This is a genomic window from Solimonas terrae (genome assembly GCF_011067135.1).
Lineage (GTDB): Bacteria > Pseudomonadota > Gammaproteobacteria > Nevskiales > Nevskiaceae > Solimonas > Solimonas terrae.
The window spans coordinates 86,693-106,980 of record NZ_JAAMOW010000009.1 but is presented as its reverse complement, the minus strand read 5'-3'; the positions used below and the strand labels follow the sequence as shown (position 1 = coordinate 106,980).

The window sequence follows — 20,288 nt, the reverse complement described above, 5'->3', positions numbered from 1 at the left end:
CCATTCGGCGGCTTGGGTGGCGACGATGGCGCCCCGCGGTCACGCGACGGACAATTCATCTACGGGTTTCTGAAGCCGTCGGCCCGCGCTTGCGTCGCGCAAGCCGCTGCCGGCGAGCACGGGAGTGCAACACCATGAACAAGCTGTATCCGGATGCAGCGACCGCGCTGCAGGGCCTCGTCGAGGACGGCATGACGCTGGCCGTCGGCGGCTTCGGCCTGTGCGGCATTCCCGAGGCGCTGATCGAAGCGCTGCGCGACACGGGCAGGAAGAACCTCACGGTCATCAGCAACAATGCCGGTGTCGACGGCTTCGGCCTCGGCGTGCTGCTCAATACCCGCCAGGTGAAGAAAATGATTTCGTCGTACGTCGGCGAGAACAAGGAGTTCGAACGCCAGTATCTGGCCGGCGAGCTCGAACTCGAATTCACGCCGCAGGGCACGCTCGCCGAGAAGCTGCGCGCCGGCGGCGCCGGCATTCCGGCGTTCTACACGCGCACCGGCTACGGCACCCTGGTCGCCGAAGGCAAGGAAACGCGGCAGTTCGACGGCCACTGGTACGTGATGGAAAAAAGCCTGCGCGCCGACATCTCGCTGGTGAAGGCCTGGAAGGCCGATCGCGCCGGCAATCTGGTGTTCCGCAAGACCGCGCGCAACTTCAATCCGATGTGCGCGACGGCGTCGAAGCTGTGCATCGCCGAAGTCGAGCAGCTGGTCGAGAACGGCGAGCTCGATCCCGACCAGATCCACACGCCGGGCATCTACGTGAAACGCATCGTCGTCAATGCCACACCGGAAAAGCGCATCGAGAAGCGCACCGTGAGGGAGAACTGATATGGCCGGCTGGACACACGAACAGATGGCCAGGCGCGCGGCCGCGGAACTGCGCGACGGTTACTACGTCAACCTCGGCATCGGTCTGCCGACGCTGGTCGCCAACCACATTCCCGCCGGCATGGACGTCTGGCTGCAATCCGAGAACGGCCTGCTCGGCATCGGCCCGTTCCCGACCGACGCCGAAGTCGACGCCGACCTCATCAACGCCGGCAAGCAGACCGTTACCGACCTGCCGGGCAGCGCCTATTTCAGCAGCGCCGATTCGTTCGCGATGATCCGCGGCGGCCACATCGATCTGTCGATCCTCGGCGCGATGCAGGTGTCCGAGAAGGGTGATCTCGCCAACTGGATGATCCCCGGCAAGATGGTCAAGGGCATGGGCGGCGCGATGGACCTGGTCGCCGGCGTCGAGCGCGTCGTCGTGCTGATGGAACACACCGCCAAGGGCGACACGCACAAGATTCTGAAGGCCTGCGATCTGCCGCTGACCGGCGTCGGGGTCGTCGATCGCATCATCACCGAGCTCGGCGTGTTCGACGTGACGCCCGCCGGCCTGTTGGTCAGCGAACTGTCGCCAGGCACCGACCTCGAGGCGGTGCGGCAGAAGACCGGCTGTCCGGTGCGCAGCGCCTAGCACCGAACCGGCAATCCGCGCGCCGATGTTTCAGATCGGCACGCGCGTACTGAGCTGGATCACCGAGCTGTCCGGCAGGCAGAAATACTCGGCGGCGTTGCCGGCGCGCGCGCTCATCGTCACGAACAGGCGTTCACGCCACGGTGCCATGCCCTGGCCCGGCGTCGGCACGGCACGCAGGCGGCTCAGGAAATAGGTGACATCGGCCGCGTCCTCGTCGATCTGCAGTCCCTGATGCTTGTTGCAGAGTTGCAGGGCCTTCGGCACATCCGGGATGTTCATGAAGCCGAACTTGAGCGTGACGCGCCAGAAGCCGTTGCCGAGCGCCTGCAGCGTCGCACGCTCGGACATGCCGACCCAGGGCTCTTCGACGAACACGAGGTGCAGGACGATGTTGCGCTGATGCAGCACCTTGTTGTGTCGCAGATTGCTGGCCAGCGATTGCGGTACGCGGTTGGGCGTGGCGACCAGATAGATCGCGGTACCGGCGACACGCGGATAGGACTTGCCGGCCAGTTCGGCGACGAACGCTTTCAGGCTGAGATCCTGGTCCGGGCTGTTCTCGAGGATCAGGGCGCGCCCACGGCGCCAGGTGCTCATCAGCGTGAACAGCGCGGCACCCAGCGCGAGCGGCAACCAGCCGCCGTCCGGCAGCTTGAGGATGCAGCCGCCGACCATCAGCACGTCGAGCGCGAGAAAGAACAGCGTGATCGCGGCGCCGGGGACGGGCCCCAGCTTCCAGTGTCGCGACAGCACGAAGAAAGCGAGCAGCGAGGTGATCATCATCGTCAGCGTCACGGCGATGCCGTAGGCGCCGGCGAGAGCCGATGAGCTGCCGAACATCTCGACGACGATGATCACGCCGATCATCAAGGTGAAATTGACGCCCGGCATGTAGATCTGTCCGGCTTCGCGCACCGAGGTGTAGCGCACTGCCATGCGCGGCAGGAAGCCGAGCTGGATCGCTTGCTTGGTCATCGAATACGCGCCGGTGATCACGGCCTGCGAGGCGATGATCGCCGCCAGCGTCGCGAGCACCAGCGCCGGAATCATCAGCAGTTTCGGAAACAGGCGGAAGAACGGATTGTCGACCGCTTCCGGCTGCGCGAGCAGCAGTGCGCCCTGCCCCATGTAGTTGAGCGCTAGCCCCGGCAGCACGACGGCGCTCCAGGCGTACTGGATCGGCCGACGACCGAAGTGGCCGAGATCCGCGTACAGCGCTTCGGCGCCGGTCAGCGCGAGGACGATCGCGCTCATCGCCGCAAAAAGATGCCAGCCGCGCGCGACGAGGAACTGCCAGGCGTGCAGCGGATTGAGCGCTGCGAGAATCATCGGTTCGCGAACGATCTGCGCGATGCCGGTGGCGCCGAGCACGAGGAACCACAGCAGGATGACCGGCCCGAACGTCTTGCCGACCTTGCCGGTGCCGTAGCGCTGGATCATGAACAGGCCGACCAGGATCACCAGGCTCGCGGCGACGACGTAGCGGCCGAGCGACGGTGCGACCACTTCCAGGCCTTCCATCGCGCCGACCACCGAGATCGCCGGCGTGATGACGCCGTCGCCGTAGAACAGCGTCGCGCCGCAGACGCCGATCAGCAGCAGCGCGCCGCGCAGCCGCCGATTGCGCGCCGTGCGCGAGGCCAGCGACGCGAGCGCGAGAATGCCGCCTTCGCCGTTGTGATCGGCACGCAGGATCAAGAGCACGTATTTGAGCGTGACGACCAGCACCAGCGCCCAGAGGATCACCGACACGGCGCCGATGATGTTCGGCGCATCGCGCGGAATATGCGCGAGCGGCCCGAACACTTCCTTGATCGTGTACAGCGGACTGGTGCCGATGTCGCCGTAGACGACGCCCAGTGCGCCGAGCGTCAGCGTGGCGGTGCCGGACTTGCGGACGGTGCCGGCGAGATTCGACTGCCGGTCCGGACGCGCCGGGAAGATCGCATCGCTCATCGCCAGCGACTCCGGTGCCGGTCGGTGATCCTGCATGCAGTGTCGGTCATGTGGCGTCCCCGCAGCGCTGAAGCGCGGATTCAGAAATGGGTGAGGTGACCGCCGTCGACCGCCAGCGTCTGGCCGGTGACGTACGAAGCGGCCGGCGATGCGAGAAAGCACACGGCGCCGGCGATCTCCTGCGGCCTGCCCCAGCGGCCGAGCGAGGTGCGCTGCGCCAGCCAGGCGCCGACCGCCGGATCGGCCACCATGCCGGCATTGGCCTCGGTAGCGAAGAAACCGGGTGCGATCGCGTTGACGGTGATGCCGCGCGGCCCGAGTTCGGCGGCCAGCGCCCGTGTCAGCGCGTCGAGGCCGCCCTTGGCGGCGGTGTAGGCGGCGTCGCCACCGCGTGCGATCTGCCCGGCAATCGAGGTGACGTTGACGATGCGGCCGCCGCTCGGCATCGCCGGTGCAACCAGCCGTGCCAGTTCGAACGGGGCGATCAGATCGATTTCCAGCAGCGTACGCAGTGCGGCCCGATCGAGCTGCGCAAGACTGCGCCGGTCACGCACGCTGGCATTGTTGACGAGAATGTCGATGCCGCCGTGCGCCGCAGTCAGCGCCCCAAGTGTGGCGTGCGTGGCCTGTTCGTCGGCAAGATCGAAACACAGTGGCCGGATGCGACCGGCCGCATCGTCGTCCAGCGACTGCAAGGCGGCATCGATCCGCCCGGCATCGCGACCATGCAGGTACACCGTCGCCCCGGCCGCTGCCAGGGCTCGGACCATTTCGCGTCCGAGTCCGCGGCTGCCGCCGGTGACGATGGCGACCTTCCGGTCCAGCGAAAACTGAAGCAGGTGCGCGCTGTTCACGCGCACATGCTAACGGGCTTCGCCGGCTTCAGGCGTCCAGCGCGCGATCGTCGATCGCCACGACGCCGGCAATCTGCCGGGCCAGTTCGACGGCGCGGTAGATGCGTGCCGGCGAGCGGAGGTGGCCGCTGAGATGGACGACACCGTTGACGGTGCGCACACCGATGTTGTCACCGACCAGATCGTGATCATTGGCCAGCACGCTGACCAGTTGGCGCGTGATTTCCTGATCCTCGGCGCTGGCCGGCATCGGATGCGTGTAGACCATTGCCGGCCGCACGAACACGGTTTCCGGTTCTGCGGGTGCCGCGGTCTGTGCGAGCGCGGCGCCGCAGACGATGAGGCCGCCGACGGCGGCGCTGGCGATCAGGGTATTTCCGAAACGAGCTTGCATGAGCGTTCTCCGCTGGTCCGCGCAGTGACCGCGCAGACGTTTTCTGGAGACCCTGATACGGCGCATCGTTGCCAGCGGATGCGGGCCTGGCCGCAGATCCGGCGAACGGCGAAGTGCCGACTTGCGCCCGCAGCCCGCGCAACAATCGCCGACCCGCACCACGGTCGCGCGCGGCCGATCCTGACTACCGCGGCGTTTCCGGGGTCGTCACCGGTGCCGGCGGCGGCAGCAGATCGCGCATCAGCGCGTGATACAGCGAATCGCGCCAGACCAGCCTCGCAGTACCGCCGCCGAGCAGCGCGGCGCCCATCAGCGGCAGGGTCATCTTCTGGCCGAGCGTCATTTCCGCGACGATCACCGCTGCCGTCAGCGGCGCCTGCGTCGCGCCCGCGAAGTACGCCGCCATCGTCAGCAGGATGACCGCTGCAGACGGCGCGAAGTCGATGTAGCGGGCCAGATCGGCGCCGATGCCGGCGCCGACGGCCAGCGACGGCGAGAAGATGCCGCCGGGCACGCCGCTCACGTACGACAGCCAGGTCGCAAGGCCCTTGAGCAGCGGGTACCACGGCGTCACCGCCGTGTGATTGTCGAGCAGCGCGCGCGCCTCGGCGTAACCGCTGCCATAGGTCGTGCCGTGGCTGATGATGCCGAGCAGCGCGATCAGCACGCCGCACAGCAGCGGCCAGCGCAGGCCGCGGGTGCTGAAATAATGCTGCGCGGCGCGGGTTCCGGCATGCAGCATGCGACTGAACAGGCCGCCGCCGAGGCCGCCGGCCAGGCCGCAGATCAACACCGCGCGCCACTGGCTGAAATGATCGAGATTGGTGTCGATGACGCCGAGATACACGCGATCGCCGAGCACCGCGATCGCCGCCAGCGCGGCAATGATGACCAGCAGCAGCAGCGTGCCGCTGGCTTTTTCCTCGAGGCTGGACGACAGCTCCTCGATGGCGAACACGATGCCGGCGATCGGCGTATTGAACGCCGCGGCGACACCGGCAGCGCCGCCGGCGAGAATCAGGCCGCGCTGCAGGCGCGCCGAATTGTGACGACCGACGAAATTGGCGATCGCCGCGCCGATCTGCACGGTCGGACCTTCACGGCCGACCGAGGCGCCGCACAGCAGGGCGATGCAGGTCAGGACCGGCTTGAGCAGGCCGATATGCAGCGCCAGCATGCGTTTGCGCATGCCGTCGTCGGCATGGTGCAGCACGGCCAGCACTTGCGGAATGCCGCTGCCGGCGGCGGTCGGCACGTAGCGGCGCGTGATCCAGACGATGGCGGTAATGCCGATCGGTGCCAGCAGCAGGGAGATTTCCGGCAGCCAGTGGGTCCACGCGATCAGATGCGAGTAGGCCCATTCCGCACCGCGCGTGAAGATCGCGGCGACGAAGCCGATGGCCGCGGCGGCCGTCCACCAGCGCAGACGCGGTTTCCAGCGCAGCCAGAAGCGGCCGGCCTGGAAGCGCCAGCGCCGGGTGGCCGCAACGGTCTGCGCGACCCATTTCATGGTCGCGTCGGGCCTGCCGTCCGGCGCTCAGCCGAAATGGCAGACGTAGTGCAGTGTGTCGATGGTTTCAATGTCGAAAGACGAATTCCCGGGCGCGTCGAACGACTGACCGCCGCGGTATTCGATCCAGTGGTCCTGGCCCTTGAGCCGCACGCGGCAATGGCCTTCCAGCAGTTCCATGGTTTCCGGCGCCGCGGTACCGAAATTCAGCGTCGACGGCAGGATGACGCCGACCGATTTGCGCGTGCCGTCGGCCAGCGTGACCGTATGGCTGACGCATTTGCCGTCGAAATAGACGTTGGCCTTCTTGACGACCGACACCTGATCGAACTGCGTGCTCATCAGTCGATCTCGACCATGTCGAAATCGGCCTTCGAGGCGCCGCAGTCGGGGCAGCTCCAGCTGTCGGGCACGTCGGCCCAGCGCGTGCCGGGTTCGATGCCGTCATTCGGGGCACCGAGCTCTTCGTCATAAACGTAATCGCAGATCACGCAACGCCACTTCTTGAACGGCATAACTCTCTCGCAGGCTCCGACGGCAGACAATAAAAAGGCGGCGCATCTTAGCCGATGCGCCGCCGGGACGATGGGCTGGGGATGCGACGGGCGGCCTTAAGCGGCAACTCCGGACGAACGCTGCGCTGCGTACCGCGCGATCACTTCGTCGTGACGCGAGGGCTTGATGTTCGCAAGGCGCATGTCGCCGTGATAGTGCGCGACGACCTTGGGGTCCATGATTTTAAACCAGAGCGGCGGGATATACGCGAGCACGATCATCGACGCGTAACCCGACGGCAGCTGCGGCGCCTGCTCGAAATGGCGCAGCGCCTGGTACGAGCGCGTCGGATTGGCATGGTGGTCCGAGTGGCGCTGCAGGTGGTAGAGGAACACGTTGGTGACGATGTGATTGCTGTTCCACGAGTGCTCCGGCTGGCAACGCTCGTAGCTGCCGTCGGCGCGCTTCTGGCGCTTGAGGCCGTAGTGCTCCAGGTAGTTGACGACTTCCAGCAGCGAGGCGCCGTAGAAGGCCTGGATCAGCAGGAACGGCAGGACGATCCAGCCCAGCCACACGGTCAGCGCGCCGAACAGCACGACGGTGATCGCCCAGGCCTGCAGGTTCTGGTTGTCGCGCGACCACACGCCCTTGCCCTGTCGTTCGAGGCGCTTGCGCTCGAGTTCCCAGGCCGACGTCAGACTGCCGATCATCGTGCGCGGCAGGAACTCGTAGAAATTCTCGCCGAAGCGCGAACTGGCCGGATCTTCCGGTGTCGCGACGCGCACGTGATGGCCGCGATTGTGCTCGGTAAAGAAGTGGCCGTAGGCGACCGGGCCGAGCGCGATCTTCGCCAGCCAGCGCTCGGTTGGGTCGGTCTTGTGACCGAGCTCGTGCGCGGTGTTGATCGACACCCCGGTGATCATGCCGATGGTGATCGTCAGGCCGACCAGGTGATACCAGGGCAGGCCGCCGTGCACGAAGGTCCAGGCGCCCCAGATCACGGCCGCATATTCGGCGACGACGGCGACGTAGACCGCGTAGCGGTAGTAGCGCTCGCGTTCCAGCGTCGGCACGATGGCCTCCGGCGGATTGTTGGTGTCGGTGCCGACCAGCCAGTCGGCCAGCGGGATGAAGCCGTAGACGACGATGGGGCCCAGCCACCACCAGACGCCCCAGCCGGTCAGGCCGTAGAGCAGGCCGGCGATGATCGGGATCAGCATGATGACCGCACCCAGCGGCCACAGGTAGCGCTTGTTGTCGCGCCAGACCGGCGCCAGCGTTGCAGTCGTCATCGCCCTTCTCCTCGGATTCGGATTATGGCCCCGCAAGCTCGCGGTTGATCTTGCCATTGGGCGATGAAATTATCCGTTCGTTTAATTCAAGTCAAATCCGTTGGTCGGAAATGGGCATGCGCCGCGGCGAGCAAAAAAAAGGACCAGCTTGGGGCTGGTCCTCAGGAACCCGGAAGGTTGGGGAATCCGGGTTGGGGGAATTCGGCGGCGGCGTCCTTGCCGCGAGCCACAACTGCAGACTACCGCCCTGCGATGGCGGCAAACGGCGGCGCAGGATGCGTGGCGGATCCGGTCGGATGAACGGCGCCAATCCGTCTATCCGCATAAACAGATATAATTCACCACCGCCCGCTTTCTCCGTCCGCCATGCCTGCCCGTCCCGTTCCGGCGCCCGCCGCCCGTCTCGAATTCGAATTGCGCCGCCGCATCCTCGTGCTCGACGGCGCGATGGGCACGATGATCCAGGGCTACAAGCTCGAGGAGGCCGACTACCGCGGCACGCGCTTCGCCGACTGGCCGAGCGATCTGAAGGGCAACAACGATCTGCTGGTGCTGACGCAGCCGGACATCATTCGCGAGATTCACGGCAAGTACCTCGCGGCCGGCGCCGACATCATCGAGACCAACACCTTCAACGCACAGCGCATCTCGATGGCCGACTACGGCATGGAAGCGCTGAGCCGCGAGATGAATGTTGCCGCGGCGAAGCTCGCGCGCGAAGCCGCGGACGCGGCGGCGACGCCGGCGCGGCCGCGCTTCGTCGCCGGCGCGCTCGGGCCGACCAATCGCACCGCCAGCATCTCGCCGGACGTCAATGATCCGGGCAAGCGCAACGTCAGCTACGACGAGCTGGTCGAGGCCTATCTCGAACAGGTGCGCGGCCTCGTCGAAGGCGGCGTCGACTTGCTGCTGATCGAGACGATCTTCGACACGCTGAACGCCAAGGCGGCGATCTTCGCCTGCGAGACCTTCTTCGAGGAAAGCGCAACGCGCCTGCCGGTGATCATTTCCGGCACGATCACCGATGCCTCCGGGCGCACGCTGTCCGGCCAGGTCGCCGAGGCGTTCTGGAATTCCGTGCGTCACGCGCGGCCGCTGGCGATCGGCCTGAACTGCGCGCTCGGCGGCAAGGACATGCGCCCGTACATCGCCGAGCTCTCCAGGCTCGCCGATACCTTCATCTCCTGCTATCCGAACGCCGGGTTGCCGAACGCGTTCGGCGAATACGACGAACTGCCGCAGGACACGGCGGCGATCGTCGGCGAGTTCGCGCAGGCCGGGCTCGTCAACATCGTCGGCGGCTGCTGCGGCACGACACCGGGCCACATCGGCGCCATCGCCAAAGCCGTCGACGGGCTCGCGCCGCGGGCGCCGGCCGAGGTCGAACCGGTCGCGCGTCTCGCCGGTCTCGAGCCGCTGAACCTGACCCGCGCGATCAACTTCTGCAATGTCGGCGAGCGCACCAATGTCACCGGATCGGCCAAGTTCCGCGACCTGATCAAGGCCGGCGACTACGCCGCCGGTCTGGCGATCGCGCGCCAGCAGGTCGAGGCCGGCGCCCAGGTGATCGACGTCAACATGGACGAGGGCATGCTCGACGGCGTCGCCGCGATGCGCACCTTCCTCAACCTGATCGCCTCGGAGCCCGACATCTCGCGCGTGCCGATCATGATCGACTCGTCGAAATGGGAAGTCATCGAGGCCGGCCTGAAGTGCGTGCAGGGCAAGCCCATCGTCAACTCGATCTCGATGAAGGAAGGCGAGGAGAAATTCATCGCCCAGGCGAAGCTGTGCCTGCAGTACGGCGCCGCCGCGGTGGTGATGGCCTTCGACGAACAGGGCCAGGCCGACAACCTGCAGCGCCGCAAGGACATCTGCGCGCGGGCGTACAAGCTCCTGACCGAGCAGGTCGGCTTTCCGGCCGAAGACATCATCTTCGACCCGAACATCTTCGCGGTCGCAACCGGCATCGAGGAGCACAACAACTACGGCGTCGATTTCATCGAGGCGACGCGCTGGATCAAGCAGAACCTGCCGCACGCCAAGGTCTCCGGCGGCGTGTCGAACGTGTCGTTCTCGTTCCGCGGCAACAACTTCGTGCGCGAGGCGATCCATTCGGTATTCCTGTACCACGCCATCCGCGCCGGCATGGACATGGGCATCGTCAACGCCGGCGTGCTGCCGGTCTACGAGGACATCGATGCCGAACTGCGCGAGCGCATCGAGGACGTGATCCTCAACCGCCGTGCCGACGGCACCGAGCGCCTGCTCGACATCGCCGAGCGCTATCGTGCGAGCGCCGGTGAGAAGAAGACCGGCGACGAGCTGTTGTGGCGCGAGAAGCCGGTGCGCGAGCGCATCACCTACGCGCTGGTGAAGGGCATCGACGCGTTTGCGGAAACCGACGCGGAGGAATTGCGCGCGCAGCTCGCCGCCGAAGGCAAGCGGCCGATCGAAGTGATCGAAGGTCCGCTGATGGAAGGCATGAACGTGGTCGGCGATCTGTTCGGCGCCGGCAAGATGTTCCTGCCGCAGGTCGTCAAATCCGCGCGCGTGATGAAGAAGGCGGTCGCGCATCTGATCCCGTTCATCGAAGCCGAAAAGCAGCCCGGCGACGCACAGCAGGCCAAGGGCAAGATCGTCATGGCGACGGTCAAGGGCGACGTGCACGACATCGGCAAGAACATCGTCGGCGTCGTGCTCCAGTGCAACAACTACGACGTCGTCGATCTTGGCGTCATGGTGCCGCCGCAGAAGATCCTCGACGCCGCGCGCGAACACAAGGCCGACATCATCGGTTTGTCGGGCCTGATCACGCCGTCGCTCGACGAGATGGTGACGCTGGCCAAGGAGATGGAGCGCCAGGGCTTCGACATCCCGCTGCTGATCGGCGGCGCGACGACCTCGCGCGCCCATACCGCGGTCAAGGTCGATCCCGCCTATCACGGGCCGGTGATCTGGGTGAAGGATGCGTCGCGTTCGGTGCCGGTCGCCGCCGGCCTGCTGTCGGCCGAGCAGAAGCCGGCGCTGCTGGCGGCAACGAAGAAGGACTACGACGAAATCCGTCACCGTCACGCCAACAAGGATCGCCAGGAGAAGTTCGTCAGCCTCGACGCCGCGCGTGCCAATCGCACGCCCATCGACTGGGCCGGCTACCGGCCGCCGCGCCCGCGCCTGCTGCTGCAGCAGGCGAAGGATGTCTGCGGCATCGTCGGCTGCGACCATCGGCATCACCCCTCCCCCGCCGGGAGAGGAGCCGGGGGTGAGGGTGCTGCAAAAAGCAGCAAAGCCAGGCTTCCAGCCGAGCTTCTCGGTTTCGTTCGGGATTTGCGCCAAGAGCAGACTGACGCGGAAGCCAGGCTTTGGTCGGTGCTTCGGGACCGGCGCTTCGACGGCATGAAGTTCCGGCGGCAGCATCCGCTGGGCCCCTATGTGCTGGATTTCTACTGCGACGAGAAAAAGCTGGCGATCGAGATTGATGGCGGCCAGCACGCCGAGCCTGTAGTGCAAAAGCGCGATCAAGCGAGAACGCAGTATCTGAACGATCAGGGCATTCGAGTGCAGCGCTTCTGGAACACGGAGGTTCTGAATGCAACCGAACAGGTGCTTGAAGCGCTGTGGTCGGTAACGCATGCAGCGCCGGCGGATGCGGTGCCCTCACCCCTGACCCCTCTCCCGGGGGGAGAGGGGAATGCCATGCAGTTCGTGAAGACCCTGCACGACTATCCGCTGGCCGAGCTGCGCGAGTTCATCGACTGGCAGCCGTTCTTCATTGCCTGGGAACTGAAGGGTCGTTTCCCGGACCTGCTCAACAACCCGGCGACCTCGGAAGCGGCGCGCAAGCTGTTCGATGACGCGCAAACCATGCTGGATCGCATCATCGACGAGAAGTGGCTGACCGCGAACGGCGTATTCGGTCTCTTCCCGGCGCGTCAGGTCGAGCACGACGACATCGCCGTCTACAGCGACGAGACCTACGCGCACGAGATCGCGCGTCTGCACAGCATCCGCCAGCAAAGCGAGCATCGCCCCGGCGTTCCGCATCGCTGTCTCGCCGACTACATCGCGCCGGCCGAAACCGGCCTGCACGATTACGTCGGTGCGTTCGCCGTCACCGCCGGTATCGGCTCGGCGGCGCGCGTCGAAGCCTTCCGCAAGGCGAACGACGACTACAGCGCGATCCTGCTCGAAGCCCTCGCCGACCGCCTCGCCGAGGCTTTCGCCGAGCGTCTGCATCAGCGTGTGCGCAAGGAGTTCTGGGGCTATGCCGCGGACGAGCATCTGAGCAACGACGAGCTGATCGCCGAGAAGTACATCGGCAGCACCGGCGGTATCCGTCCGGCGCCCGGCTATCCGGCCTGCCCCGAACACACGGAGAAGCAGACGCTCTGGCAACTGCTCGACGTCGAGAAGAACGCCGGCATCTCGCTGACCGAGAGCATGGCGATGTGGCCCGGCGCCGCCGTGTCCGGCTGGTACTTCTCGCATCCGAAATCGCAGTACTTCGTGGTCGGGCGCATCAACAAGGACCAGGTGGCCGACTACGCGAAGCGCAAGGGCTGGACGCTGGCGCAGGCCGAGAAGTGGCTGGCGCCGAACCTCGGCTACGAGCCGGAAGACTGACGCCCGCGGCGCGCCGCGTAGTGCGGGCGCCGCGGCTTCGCTATGCTCCGGTCCGCACCTGAGCATGGACGAACCAATGGCAGCGACGATGCCTGAGCGTAGCGGGGCCCGCGCATGAAGGGCATGCCGAACGAGCCGCCGGACTGGTGGAAGCGCTGGCGTCCGCTGCGCTGGCTGGCCGCGCTGATCGGCCTGCTGGTGATTGCCCGCATCGTCTGGCACCTGTGGCCCGCGGCGCCACCGCCGGCCGCCGCACGATCCGCGGCGCCGGCCATGGAGGCCGCACCAACGGCGCCGGCGGCAACGACCGCGGCGGCGAATGAGACGGCGCCAGCCGATGGTGCCGTGCCGGCGAGCGATGCCGCACCTGCGGAAACCGGCAAGCCGGATGAGACCGCTCCAGCTGCGCAGACACCGCCGCCCCCGCAGGAAATCATCGAGGACGAACCGATCACCTCGGCCGACGTGCTCGCGGCCTACACGGCACGGCCGCCGGAGGCGCAGCGATTGCTGTTCTTCGCGCCGTTTCGCAGCTATGCGGGACTCGAGGAGACGCAGACGGCGCTGGAGAAGGCAGGCTACGAGCCGCAACGCGTGTCACGCCACGCGCGTGTTCCCGATGGCGTGCCGCCCAGCGATCTCGACATCCTGACGGTCAAGAACTACCGCCATCTCGATCAGCCGGGGGCGCTCGAACTGCAATTCTTCAACGACCGTCTGTATCAGGTCGAATTCGAGCCGCAGGACGCCGCTGCGTACCGTGCGCAGTTCCGCCATCAATGGCCGCAGGTCGGACACGAGAAGAGCGGACGCTCGGAAGTGGTCAGTGGCGCGCTGCGGATCGCCAGCAGCCTCGACCTCTCGGTCAGCGACGTTGGCCGCGCCCTGCACACGCGGCCCTATGTGCTGTGGCAGGACCTGCGACTCGTACACCAGCGCGACGACTGGGACTACCAGTTCGCCGAGGCGGCGGCGCGGTAGCGCCCGAAGCGCGGCGGCCGGCTGGCGTCACACGCCTGCCGGCCGCTTCAGGCGATGACGACGGACTCAGTGATGGTGGCCGCCGGCGCCGTGCACGTGACCGTGCTCCATTTCCTCGGCGGTGGCAGCGCGCACGTCGGTCACTTCGACATCGAAGTTGAGGTTTTCGCCGGCCAGCGGATGATTGCCGTCGACCGTCACCATGTCACCGGCAACGCGCGTGACGCGGACATGCATCGGACCCTGCGGGCCCTGTGCCTGGAAGCTCATGCCGGGCTCGATGTCCTTGACGCCCTGGAACGCGCGACGCGGCACCTGCTGGATCAGCGCGTCATTGCGTTCGCCGTAGCCTTCGGCCGGCGCGACATTGACGGTCAGCTTGTCGCCCGCCTTTTTGCCAAGCAGCGCTTTTTCGAGGCCCGGGATGATGTTGCCGCCGCCGTGCAGATAGGCGAGCGGGTCGTTGCCCTGCGAGCTGTCGAGGACTTCGCCCTGCGCATTGGTGAGCGTGTAGTGGATCGAAACGACGCGTTGATCTGCGATTTCCATGGGATTCGGGGGCTGCGAAATGAGCTGCACATGGTAACAGACGAGGTTTTGCGACTGGCCGCCCGATTACCTCGCCGCGGTGCGGTGCGCGCCATTCGAAGCGTCGCGTCGCGCCGCCGGACCTGTGGGCAGATTCCCCGATCCGTGTCAGCGGTTTGATATTGCCGACCCTGCCGGTTCTGGCCGAAGATTCGCCCATCGGAGGACGCGCGTCGCGGATGCGCCGTTTCGTTGCGCGGGGGCGCAGCGGCCGGGACCGTCGGGAACGGTCCGGTCACCGGCATCGGGTCGGCAAGGCCCGCGACGTTTCGGTTGGGGGTGCAAGATGGCAAGAGGTGCGAACCGCGGCGACATGGCTGCGGGCATGTCGGCAATGCTGATGCTCAGCGTACTGCTGAGCTGGATTCCGGGCTTCGGCACGCTGGTCGCCGGCATCGTCGGTGGCAAGCTCGCCAGCGGCTTTGGCGCGGCGTTCGTGGCGGCGCTTCTGCCTGGTGTCATCATCGGCGTATTGCTGTTCTTTCTTGCCACCTTGTTTGCCGGCCTGCCGATCATCGGCTTCGTGGCCGGTATGGGGGGACTGGCTCTGGCCGGCATGCAGGTCGCGGCACTCCTGGTCGGCGCCGTGATCGGCGGCTTGCTCGCGAGCTGAGATACCGGTCTGGCGACCGGGCCGGCGCGCCAGGACGGTCGCGCGGCGAGGCCAACTGACGGAGCTGGCGATGCGGTATCTGCTGATCCTTGCGGTTCCCGTGTTGCTGCTGGGGGTGGCGCTGCTGTTGCCGACGATGCAGGCATCCACGCCGGCGTCGCGCGCGGCACCGGTCGCGATTGCGGTCGATGATGCGGCGCTCGCAGAACATCTCGCGGCAGCCATTCGCATCGCGACGGTGTCGCCGACCGCCGAGCTGCCCAACGACGCCGCGTTCGATGCCTTCGCGGCACTGCTGCAGACGCAGTATCCGCGCGCGCATGCAGCGCTCGAACTCGACACCGTCGACAAGCACGGTCTGCTGTATCGCTGGCCCGGCAGCGACGCCGAACTTGCGCCGGTGCTCTTGCTTGCGCATCAGGATGTGGTGCCGGTCGAGGCGGCCGCGCTGCCGCGCTGGCAGCATGCACCGTTCTCGGGCGATGTCAGCGACGGCTACATCTGGGGCCGCGGCACGCTCGACAACAAGGGCAATCTGATCGCCCAGCTCGAAGCCGTCGAGGCGCTTCTGGCGCAGGGCTACGCGCCGCGCCGCACGCTGTATTTCGCTTACGGCTACGACGAGGAAACCGGCGGTGTCCACGGCGCCAGCGAGATTGCCGCCGTGCTCGAACAGCGCGGCGTGCATGCCCTGTTCGGCGTCGACGAGGGCGGTGCGATCACGCAGGGCGTGATCAAGGCCGTGCGCGCACCGATCGCGTCCATCATGACGGCCGAAAAAGGCTATGTCTCGTTCGAGCTTCTGGCGCACGCGGCTGGCGGTCACTCGTCGATGCCACCGAAGGTCACCGCGATCGGCGAGCTGGCACGCGCGATCACGCAGCTCGAAGCCGCACCGATGCCGGCGCGCCTGACCGCGCCGGTGAGTGGCATGCTCGACGCGCTGGCGCCATCGCTGCCGTTCGCACAGCGGCTGGCGATCGCCAATCGCTGGCTGTTCGCGACCGTGCTACTGCATCAGCTCGCGCAGGCGCCGGTGACCAACGCGCTGGTGCGGACGACCACGGCGCCGACGATTTTCGATGCCGGCGTCAAGGACAATGTCCTGCCCGGCGAAGCGCGCGCCGTCGTCAACTTCCGCCTGTTGCCGGGCGACACGATTGCCGATGTGCGCGCGCACGTGATTGCCGCCATCAACGATCCGGCGATCACGGTTCGCAACGATCCGCAGCTGTCCGAGGAAGCGTCTCCGGACGAAGATGCCGGCGGCCCCGGCTTCGCGATCCTGCGCAAGACCGTCGAACAGATCTTTCCGGACGCGATCGTCGTGCCGGGGCTGGTGGTCGGCGCCACCGATCTGCGCCACTACGCCGACGTGATGGACGCGCGCTACAACTTCACGCCGGGTCGTCTGCAGGCCGACGATCTGGAACGCATACACGGTGTCGACGAACGGGTATCGGTCGACGAATTCGCGAACATGGTGCGTTTCTACCGGCAACTGCTGCAGAACGTCTCGGCGCCGTGAAGCTGATGGTGAAAGTCGGCACCAGGGCTTCGCGCAATGCCGTACTCGGCTGGCACGACGCGATGCTCAAGGTGGCGGTTACCGCCGTCCCCGAGCACGGCAAGGCCAATGCCGCCGTGCAGGCGCTGCTGGCGAGGTCCTTGCGGCTGCCGAAATCCGCGATCACGCTGCTGCAGGGCGATACCCGCAGCCAGAAACTGTTCGACATCACCGGCCTCGACGACGGAGAAATCCTCAGGCGCCTGCCGGGCTTCGTTGCCTAGACTCCGCTGTCGGCCGCCGGGCCGACCGCATTCCCATTACCGCCGACCGTGAATCTCATGACCGATACCCGCAACAGCCGCATGCCAGCCGGCATTCCGTACATCGTCGCCAACGAGTTCGCCGAGCGTTTCTGCTACTACGGCATCAACGCGATCCTGTCGGTCTATCTCGTCAACTTCCTGCACTTCGGCGACGCGCAGGCGACCAGCTGGCAGTCGCTGTTCAAGTCGGCGGCGTACTTCTTCCCGCTGGTCGGTGCGATCGTCTCCGACGTCTTCCTCGGCAAGTTCAAGACGATCATGATCTTCTCGAGCGTCTACGTGATCGGCTGCGCGATGCTCGCGCTGAGCAGCGACGGCGCCGGCATCGCGCTCGGTCTCGGCCTGATCGCCTTCGGCACCGGCGGCATCAAGCCCTGCGTGTCGACCAATGTCGGCGACCAGTTCACCGCCGCCAACCAGCACCTGATCGAGCGGGCGTTCTCGTGGTTCTACCTGTCGATCAACGCCGGTTCGCTGATTTCGATCATCGCCTGCCCCTGGCTGCTGCCGCATTACGGGCCGAAATTCGCGTTCGGCCTGCCCGGCGTGATGATGGCGTTCGCGACGCTGGTGTTCTGGCTCGGTCGCCGCAACTTCGCGGTCGTGCCGCCGGCCGGCAAGGCCTGGCTCCGCGACGTGTTCTCGAAGGACGGCCTGTCGATCATCCTGCGGCTGCTGCTGATCTACCTGTTCGTCGCGTTCTTCTGGTCGCTGTGGGAGCAGTCCAACGGCCAGACCTGGGTGCTGCAGGCGCAGTCGGATCTGATGGACAAGCACATCAATGTCTTCGGCCTGTTCTCCTTCGACGTGCTGCCGGCGCAGATCCAGTCGGTCAACGCGCTGTTCATCCTGATGCTGGTGCCGGTGTTCAGCTACGGCATCTATCCCTTCGTCGGTCGCTTCGTCACCATCACGCCGCTGCGCAAGATCGCCGCCGGCCTGTTCGTCTGCGCATCGTCGTTCATCGTCATCGCCTGGATCGAATCGCGCATCCAGGCCGGGCATGTCGTCAGCATCTGGTGGCAGATCCTGGCCTACGCGATCCTCACCGCGTCCGAAGTGCTGGTGTCGATCACCGCGCTCGAATTCAGCTACAAGCAGGCGCCGCTGCGCATGAAGAGTTTCATCATGGCGCTGTTCCTGCTGTCGACCAGTGTCGGCAATCTGTTCACGGCGGTCGTCAACGACGTGATGGTCCAGCCGCTGCAGGCGAGTTCGGTCGAAACCGGTGATCAGACCTGGGTTTCGCTCGCCGACGCCGGCAAGATGGTCGTCGGCCAGAAGATCGATTTCGCCGGCGACACGGGCGTGACGGTGACCGTCGACGACCAGCCGCAGCCGCTGGCAGGCACCTTCATGGTCGCCGAGGTTGATGCTGCCGCCGGCCGCGTGCGGTTGATGGATGCGATACACCGCAAACCCATCGCCAGCGATGGCCAGTTCAATTCCGGTGCGGCGCAGGTCTCGACTTACGCGCTGGTCGGGCCGATGTACTTCCTGTTCTTCACGGCGGTGATGAGCGGCGGCGCGCTGCTGTTCATCTTCGTCGCGATCTTCTACCGCGAGCGCACCTTCGTGCGCGGCGTGGCCGACGCTTCGGACGCAGAGGCGCTCGCCGAGGAGCACTGAGGCTGCACCGCACCACCGGGCGTTCAGCGCGGCTGCAACACGCTCGGGTCGAGTGGCGCTGGTTCGGCGCTCCGCGTGCCCGAGCTGGCCGCGACCGGCATGCCGTGCGCGCTGACGTCGTCGAGCTGGTCCTGGAAACGCGCGACCGCACGATTCGTGTCCTGCTGTGCCCAGGCCACCATCTGCCGGCCGAGCACATCGGGTGAATCCGGCGTCAGCTTGTCCTGCCACCAGTATTCGAAGAGTGCGCGCTCGCTGTTGATGTCGACGATGCCGTAGCCGTGGTCGACCCATTCGATGAACTGCACGTTCTTGTTGGCGGTGATCAGCGCGGTTTCGAGCGCGCGCGTGCCGACGATGGTGGGTGCCGAACCCGGTGGCAGCTGCAGCCAGTTGGCGAGCATCTCGTCGCCGCCGCCGCGGCCCATCGAGGTCGGCGCGAACTCGACGCCGACCGACGCGGCGCGCAGATTCAGCGGCCCGGGATTGCCGGTGCCGGCGCGACCGAAGCCTGCCGGAAAATTCGCCGCCGTCGAACCCTGGCGCAGGTTCGGCAGCGGCGCGGCAGGCACGTAGTTGCTCAGCAGCGCCGGGCTTTCGATCAGATCGGAGCCGAAGTTGCCGTGCACGTCGCCGGACACGACGATGTTGTTGCGCACGCGAAAGGACGCATCGTTGTCGCCGCGCAGGTACTGCATCAGCGCCGCACGTTCTTCCGGGTAATCGCTCCAGCGACTGATGCCGAGTTTCGGCAACGACGGCAGGCCGTCGATGACATCCGGGGTATCGCAGGGCGCCAACCAGGTCTGGTTGTTGACGAAGCGCCAGGTCACGCCGGCCTGCGCCGAGCCTTGCATCGCCGTGGTCAGCCATTCGAACTGCCTGCGGCCCATCAGGCTGTTGCCGGCAGCCAGGTGCGAGGCGTCCATCGTCAGGCCGTGACCCGGCAGGCCGATCTGCGTGTCGACGCCGAAGACGTCGAGCAGCGGTCCGTACGGCAGGCGCCGCCAGACCAGCTGGCTGTCTTCGGGCTCGGGATACGAACCGTCGTCGACGAGCACGAAGTCGCCGGAGCCATCGGCCCTGACCGGCCGCGACGGCGTCCATTCCCAGAACACCTGCGTGGTCTGCGCGAGCGTCGTCGTGCTCTTCTGGCCGTCGAGCGGCGTCGGCAGTTCGTTGCCGTAGTCCTCGTCTAGATCGTGGTTGTCCCAGACGATGAACCAGGGATGCTGCTGATGCGCGCGCAGATTGTTCGCATCCGAACGCCAGAGCGCGTAGCGACGGCGCAGTTCGCCGATGTCGAGCCAGTCGCGATAGTCGGGCAGCGCCGTGTCTTTCCGATCCTTGCGGGCGCGAACGGTCTCGTCTTCGTCGACGAAGTCGTAGATGTAGTCGCCGCAGTGCACGACCAGATCCAGATCATTGCGATCGGCGATATGCGACAAGCCGCTCCAGTAGCTTGACCAGTAGCTCGAACACGACAGCACCGCGAAGCGGATCGAATCGACTGCCGTGTCCGGCGCGGTGCGCGTGCGGCCGACGATCGAGCTCCGGCCGAAGGCCGCGAAGCGATAGTAGTAGCTGGTCGCCGGCGCCAGGCCGGTGACGTCGACCTTGACGGTCCAGTCGCGCGCCGCGTTCGTCATCTGTGTACCGGACTTGAGCACGCGCGCGAAATCCGGTGTCGTTGATACCGACCAGTGCACCGGAATCGTGTTCGCCGACGGTGTCGTCTCGGTGATGCGCGTCCAGATGATGACGCGATCCTTGAGCGGATCGCCGCTGGCGACGCCGTGCGCGAACGGCAACGGCAGCGCCAGCGGAAAATCGAAGTCTGCTGTTTCGTTCAGATTGCCCGGCAGATCGCCGCCGGACGAGTCGCCGCTGCCATCCGGGCTGCGAGCGCCGCCGCAGTCGGCCAGCGTACCGGTCAGCGGCAGCACGCCGAGTGCGGCTGCGCCCTTGAGAAAATCGCGTCGATCAATCGGTGGCGCCATCTCATGTTCCCCCTGCTGCGAACGGCATGCGGCCGGCAGCGATCATA

Annotated in this window: 17 protein-coding genes; 8 read left to right on the top strand and 9 right to left on the bottom strand. The window is 66.4% G+C overall.

What is annotated here, in order from left to right; translation table 11 throughout:
• Window positions 1-134 precede the first annotated feature (134 nt).
• Together G7Y85_RS16825 and G7Y85_RS16820 are read left to right on the top strand one after the other, a co-directional pair.
• On the top strand, window positions 135-833 hold the full coding sequence (locus G7Y85_RS16825; RefSeq protein WP_166260016.1) for a CoA transferase subunit A: 699 nt from the start codon (window positions 135-137) through the stop codon (window positions 831-833).
• A gap of 1 nt (window position 834) precedes the next feature.
• On the top strand, window positions 835-1,470 hold the full coding sequence (locus G7Y85_RS16820; protein ID WP_166260013.1) for a CoA transferase subunit B: 636 nt from the start codon (window positions 835-837) through the stop codon (window positions 1,468-1,470).
• A gap of 30 nt (window positions 1,471-1,500) precedes the next feature.
• On the opposite strand, the gene G7Y85_RS16815 is transcribed toward G7Y85_RS16820, so the two are convergent.
• The 7 genes from G7Y85_RS16815 to G7Y85_RS16785 form a co-directional block, all read right to left on the bottom strand.
• Window positions 1,501-3,465: a potassium transporter Kup gene (locus tag G7Y85_RS16815; RefSeq protein WP_206675601.1), complete on the bottom strand. Its 1,965-nt coding sequence runs from the start codon at window positions 3,463-3,465 to the stop codon at window positions 1,501-1,503.
• A 44-nt stretch (window positions 3,466-3,509) separates the two neighbouring features.
• Window positions 3,510-4,283 carry an SDR family oxidoreductase gene (locus tag G7Y85_RS16810; RefSeq protein WP_366514993.1) on the bottom strand — a complete coding sequence of 258 codons (774 nt, stop codon included), beginning with the start codon at window positions 4,281-4,283 and terminating at the stop codon, window positions 3,510-3,512.
• Between the two features lie 28 nt (window positions 4,284-4,311).
• The gene (locus tag G7Y85_RS16805; protein WP_166260010.1) at window positions 4,312-4,677 is read right to left on the bottom strand and encodes a BON domain-containing protein; all 366 of its coding nucleotides are present in this window, start codon (window positions 4,675-4,677) and stop codon (window positions 4,312-4,314) included.
• Window positions 4,678-4,861: 184 nt separating this feature from the next.
• A complete protein-coding gene (locus G7Y85_RS16800) occupies window positions 4,862-6,187 on the bottom strand; it encodes a chloride channel protein (protein WP_166260007.1) in 1,326 nt (441 codons plus the stop codon).
• A gap of 27 nt (window positions 6,188-6,214) precedes the next feature.
• Window positions 6,215-6,529 carry a pyrimidine/purine nucleoside phosphorylase gene (gene ppnP / locus G7Y85_RS16795; protein WP_166260005.1) on the bottom strand — a complete coding sequence of 105 codons (315 nt, stop codon included), beginning with the start codon at window positions 6,527-6,529 and terminating at the stop codon, window positions 6,215-6,217.
• Window positions 6,529-6,702, bottom strand: coding sequence for a rubredoxin (locus G7Y85_RS16790; protein ID WP_166260002.1), 174 nt, complete (start codon window positions 6,700-6,702; stop codon window positions 6,529-6,531). Before G7Y85_RS16790 ends, ppnP begins: the two co-directional genes overlap by 1 nt.
• A 96-nt stretch (window positions 6,703-6,798) precedes the next feature.
• A complete protein-coding gene (locus G7Y85_RS16785; RefSeq protein WP_166259999.1) occupies window positions 6,799-7,974 on the bottom strand; it encodes an alkane 1-monooxygenase in 1,176 nt (391 codons plus the stop codon).
• A 366-nt stretch (window positions 7,975-8,340) separates the two neighbouring features.
• Here G7Y85_RS16785 and metH point away from each other — a divergent pair, with 366 nt between their 5' ends.
• Complete coding sequence (gene metH, locus G7Y85_RS16780; protein WP_166259996.1) at window positions 8,341-12,597, top strand: methionine synthase; 4,257 nt, start codon at window positions 8,341-8,343, stop codon at window positions 12,595-12,597.
• A 114-nt stretch (window positions 12,598-12,711) separates the two neighbouring features.
• Complete coding sequence (locus tag G7Y85_RS16775) at window positions 12,712-13,578, top strand: hypothetical protein (RefSeq protein WP_166259994.1); 867 nt, start codon at window positions 12,712-12,714, stop codon at window positions 13,576-13,578.
• A 66-nt stretch (window positions 13,579-13,644) separates the two neighbouring features.
• Here G7Y85_RS16775 and G7Y85_RS16770 read toward each other — a convergent pair whose 3' ends face one another.
• The gene (locus G7Y85_RS16770; protein WP_166259991.1) at window positions 13,645-14,127 is read right to left on the bottom strand and encodes an FKBP-type peptidyl-prolyl cis-trans isomerase; all 483 of its coding nucleotides are present in this window, start codon (window positions 14,125-14,127) and stop codon (window positions 13,645-13,647) included.
• Window positions 14,128-14,479: 352 nt separating this feature from the next.
• Here G7Y85_RS16770 and G7Y85_RS16765 point away from each other — a divergent pair, with 352 nt between their 5' ends.
• The 4 genes from G7Y85_RS16765 (at window position 14,480) to G7Y85_RS16750 (ending at window position 18,241) form a co-directional block, all read left to right on the top strand.
• Window positions 14,480-14,779 (top strand): hypothetical protein, encoded by a 300-nt coding sequence (locus G7Y85_RS16765; RefSeq protein WP_166259988.1) that lies wholly within the window; start codon window positions 14,480-14,482, stop codon window positions 14,777-14,779.
• 70 nt (window positions 14,780-14,849) lie between these two features.
• Window positions 14,850-16,307 (top strand): M20 family peptidase, encoded by a 1,458-nt coding sequence (locus tag G7Y85_RS16760; RefSeq protein WP_166259986.1) that lies wholly within the window; start codon window positions 14,850-14,852, stop codon window positions 16,305-16,307.
• 5 nt (window positions 16,308-16,312) lie between these two features.
• The gene (locus G7Y85_RS16755; protein WP_166260509.1) at window positions 16,313-16,570 is read left to right on the top strand and encodes a DUF167 domain-containing protein; all 258 of its coding nucleotides are present in this window, start codon (window positions 16,313-16,315) and stop codon (window positions 16,568-16,570) included.
• A 57-nt stretch (window positions 16,571-16,627) separates the two neighbouring features.
• Window positions 16,628-18,241 (top strand): POT-type proton-dependent oligopeptide transporter, encoded by a 1,614-nt coding sequence (locus G7Y85_RS16750; RefSeq protein ID WP_166259983.1) that lies wholly within the window; start codon window positions 16,628-16,630, stop codon window positions 18,239-18,241.
• Window positions 18,242-18,264: 23 nt separating this feature from the next.
• Here the strand turns inward: G7Y85_RS16750 and G7Y85_RS16745 are convergent, their stop codons facing one another.
• Entirely contained in the window at window positions 18,265-20,241 is a 1,977-nt protein-coding gene (locus G7Y85_RS16745; RefSeq protein ID WP_166259980.1) for an alkaline phosphatase D family protein, read from the bottom strand.
• Between the last annotated feature and the right edge of the window lie 47 nt (window positions 20,242-20,288).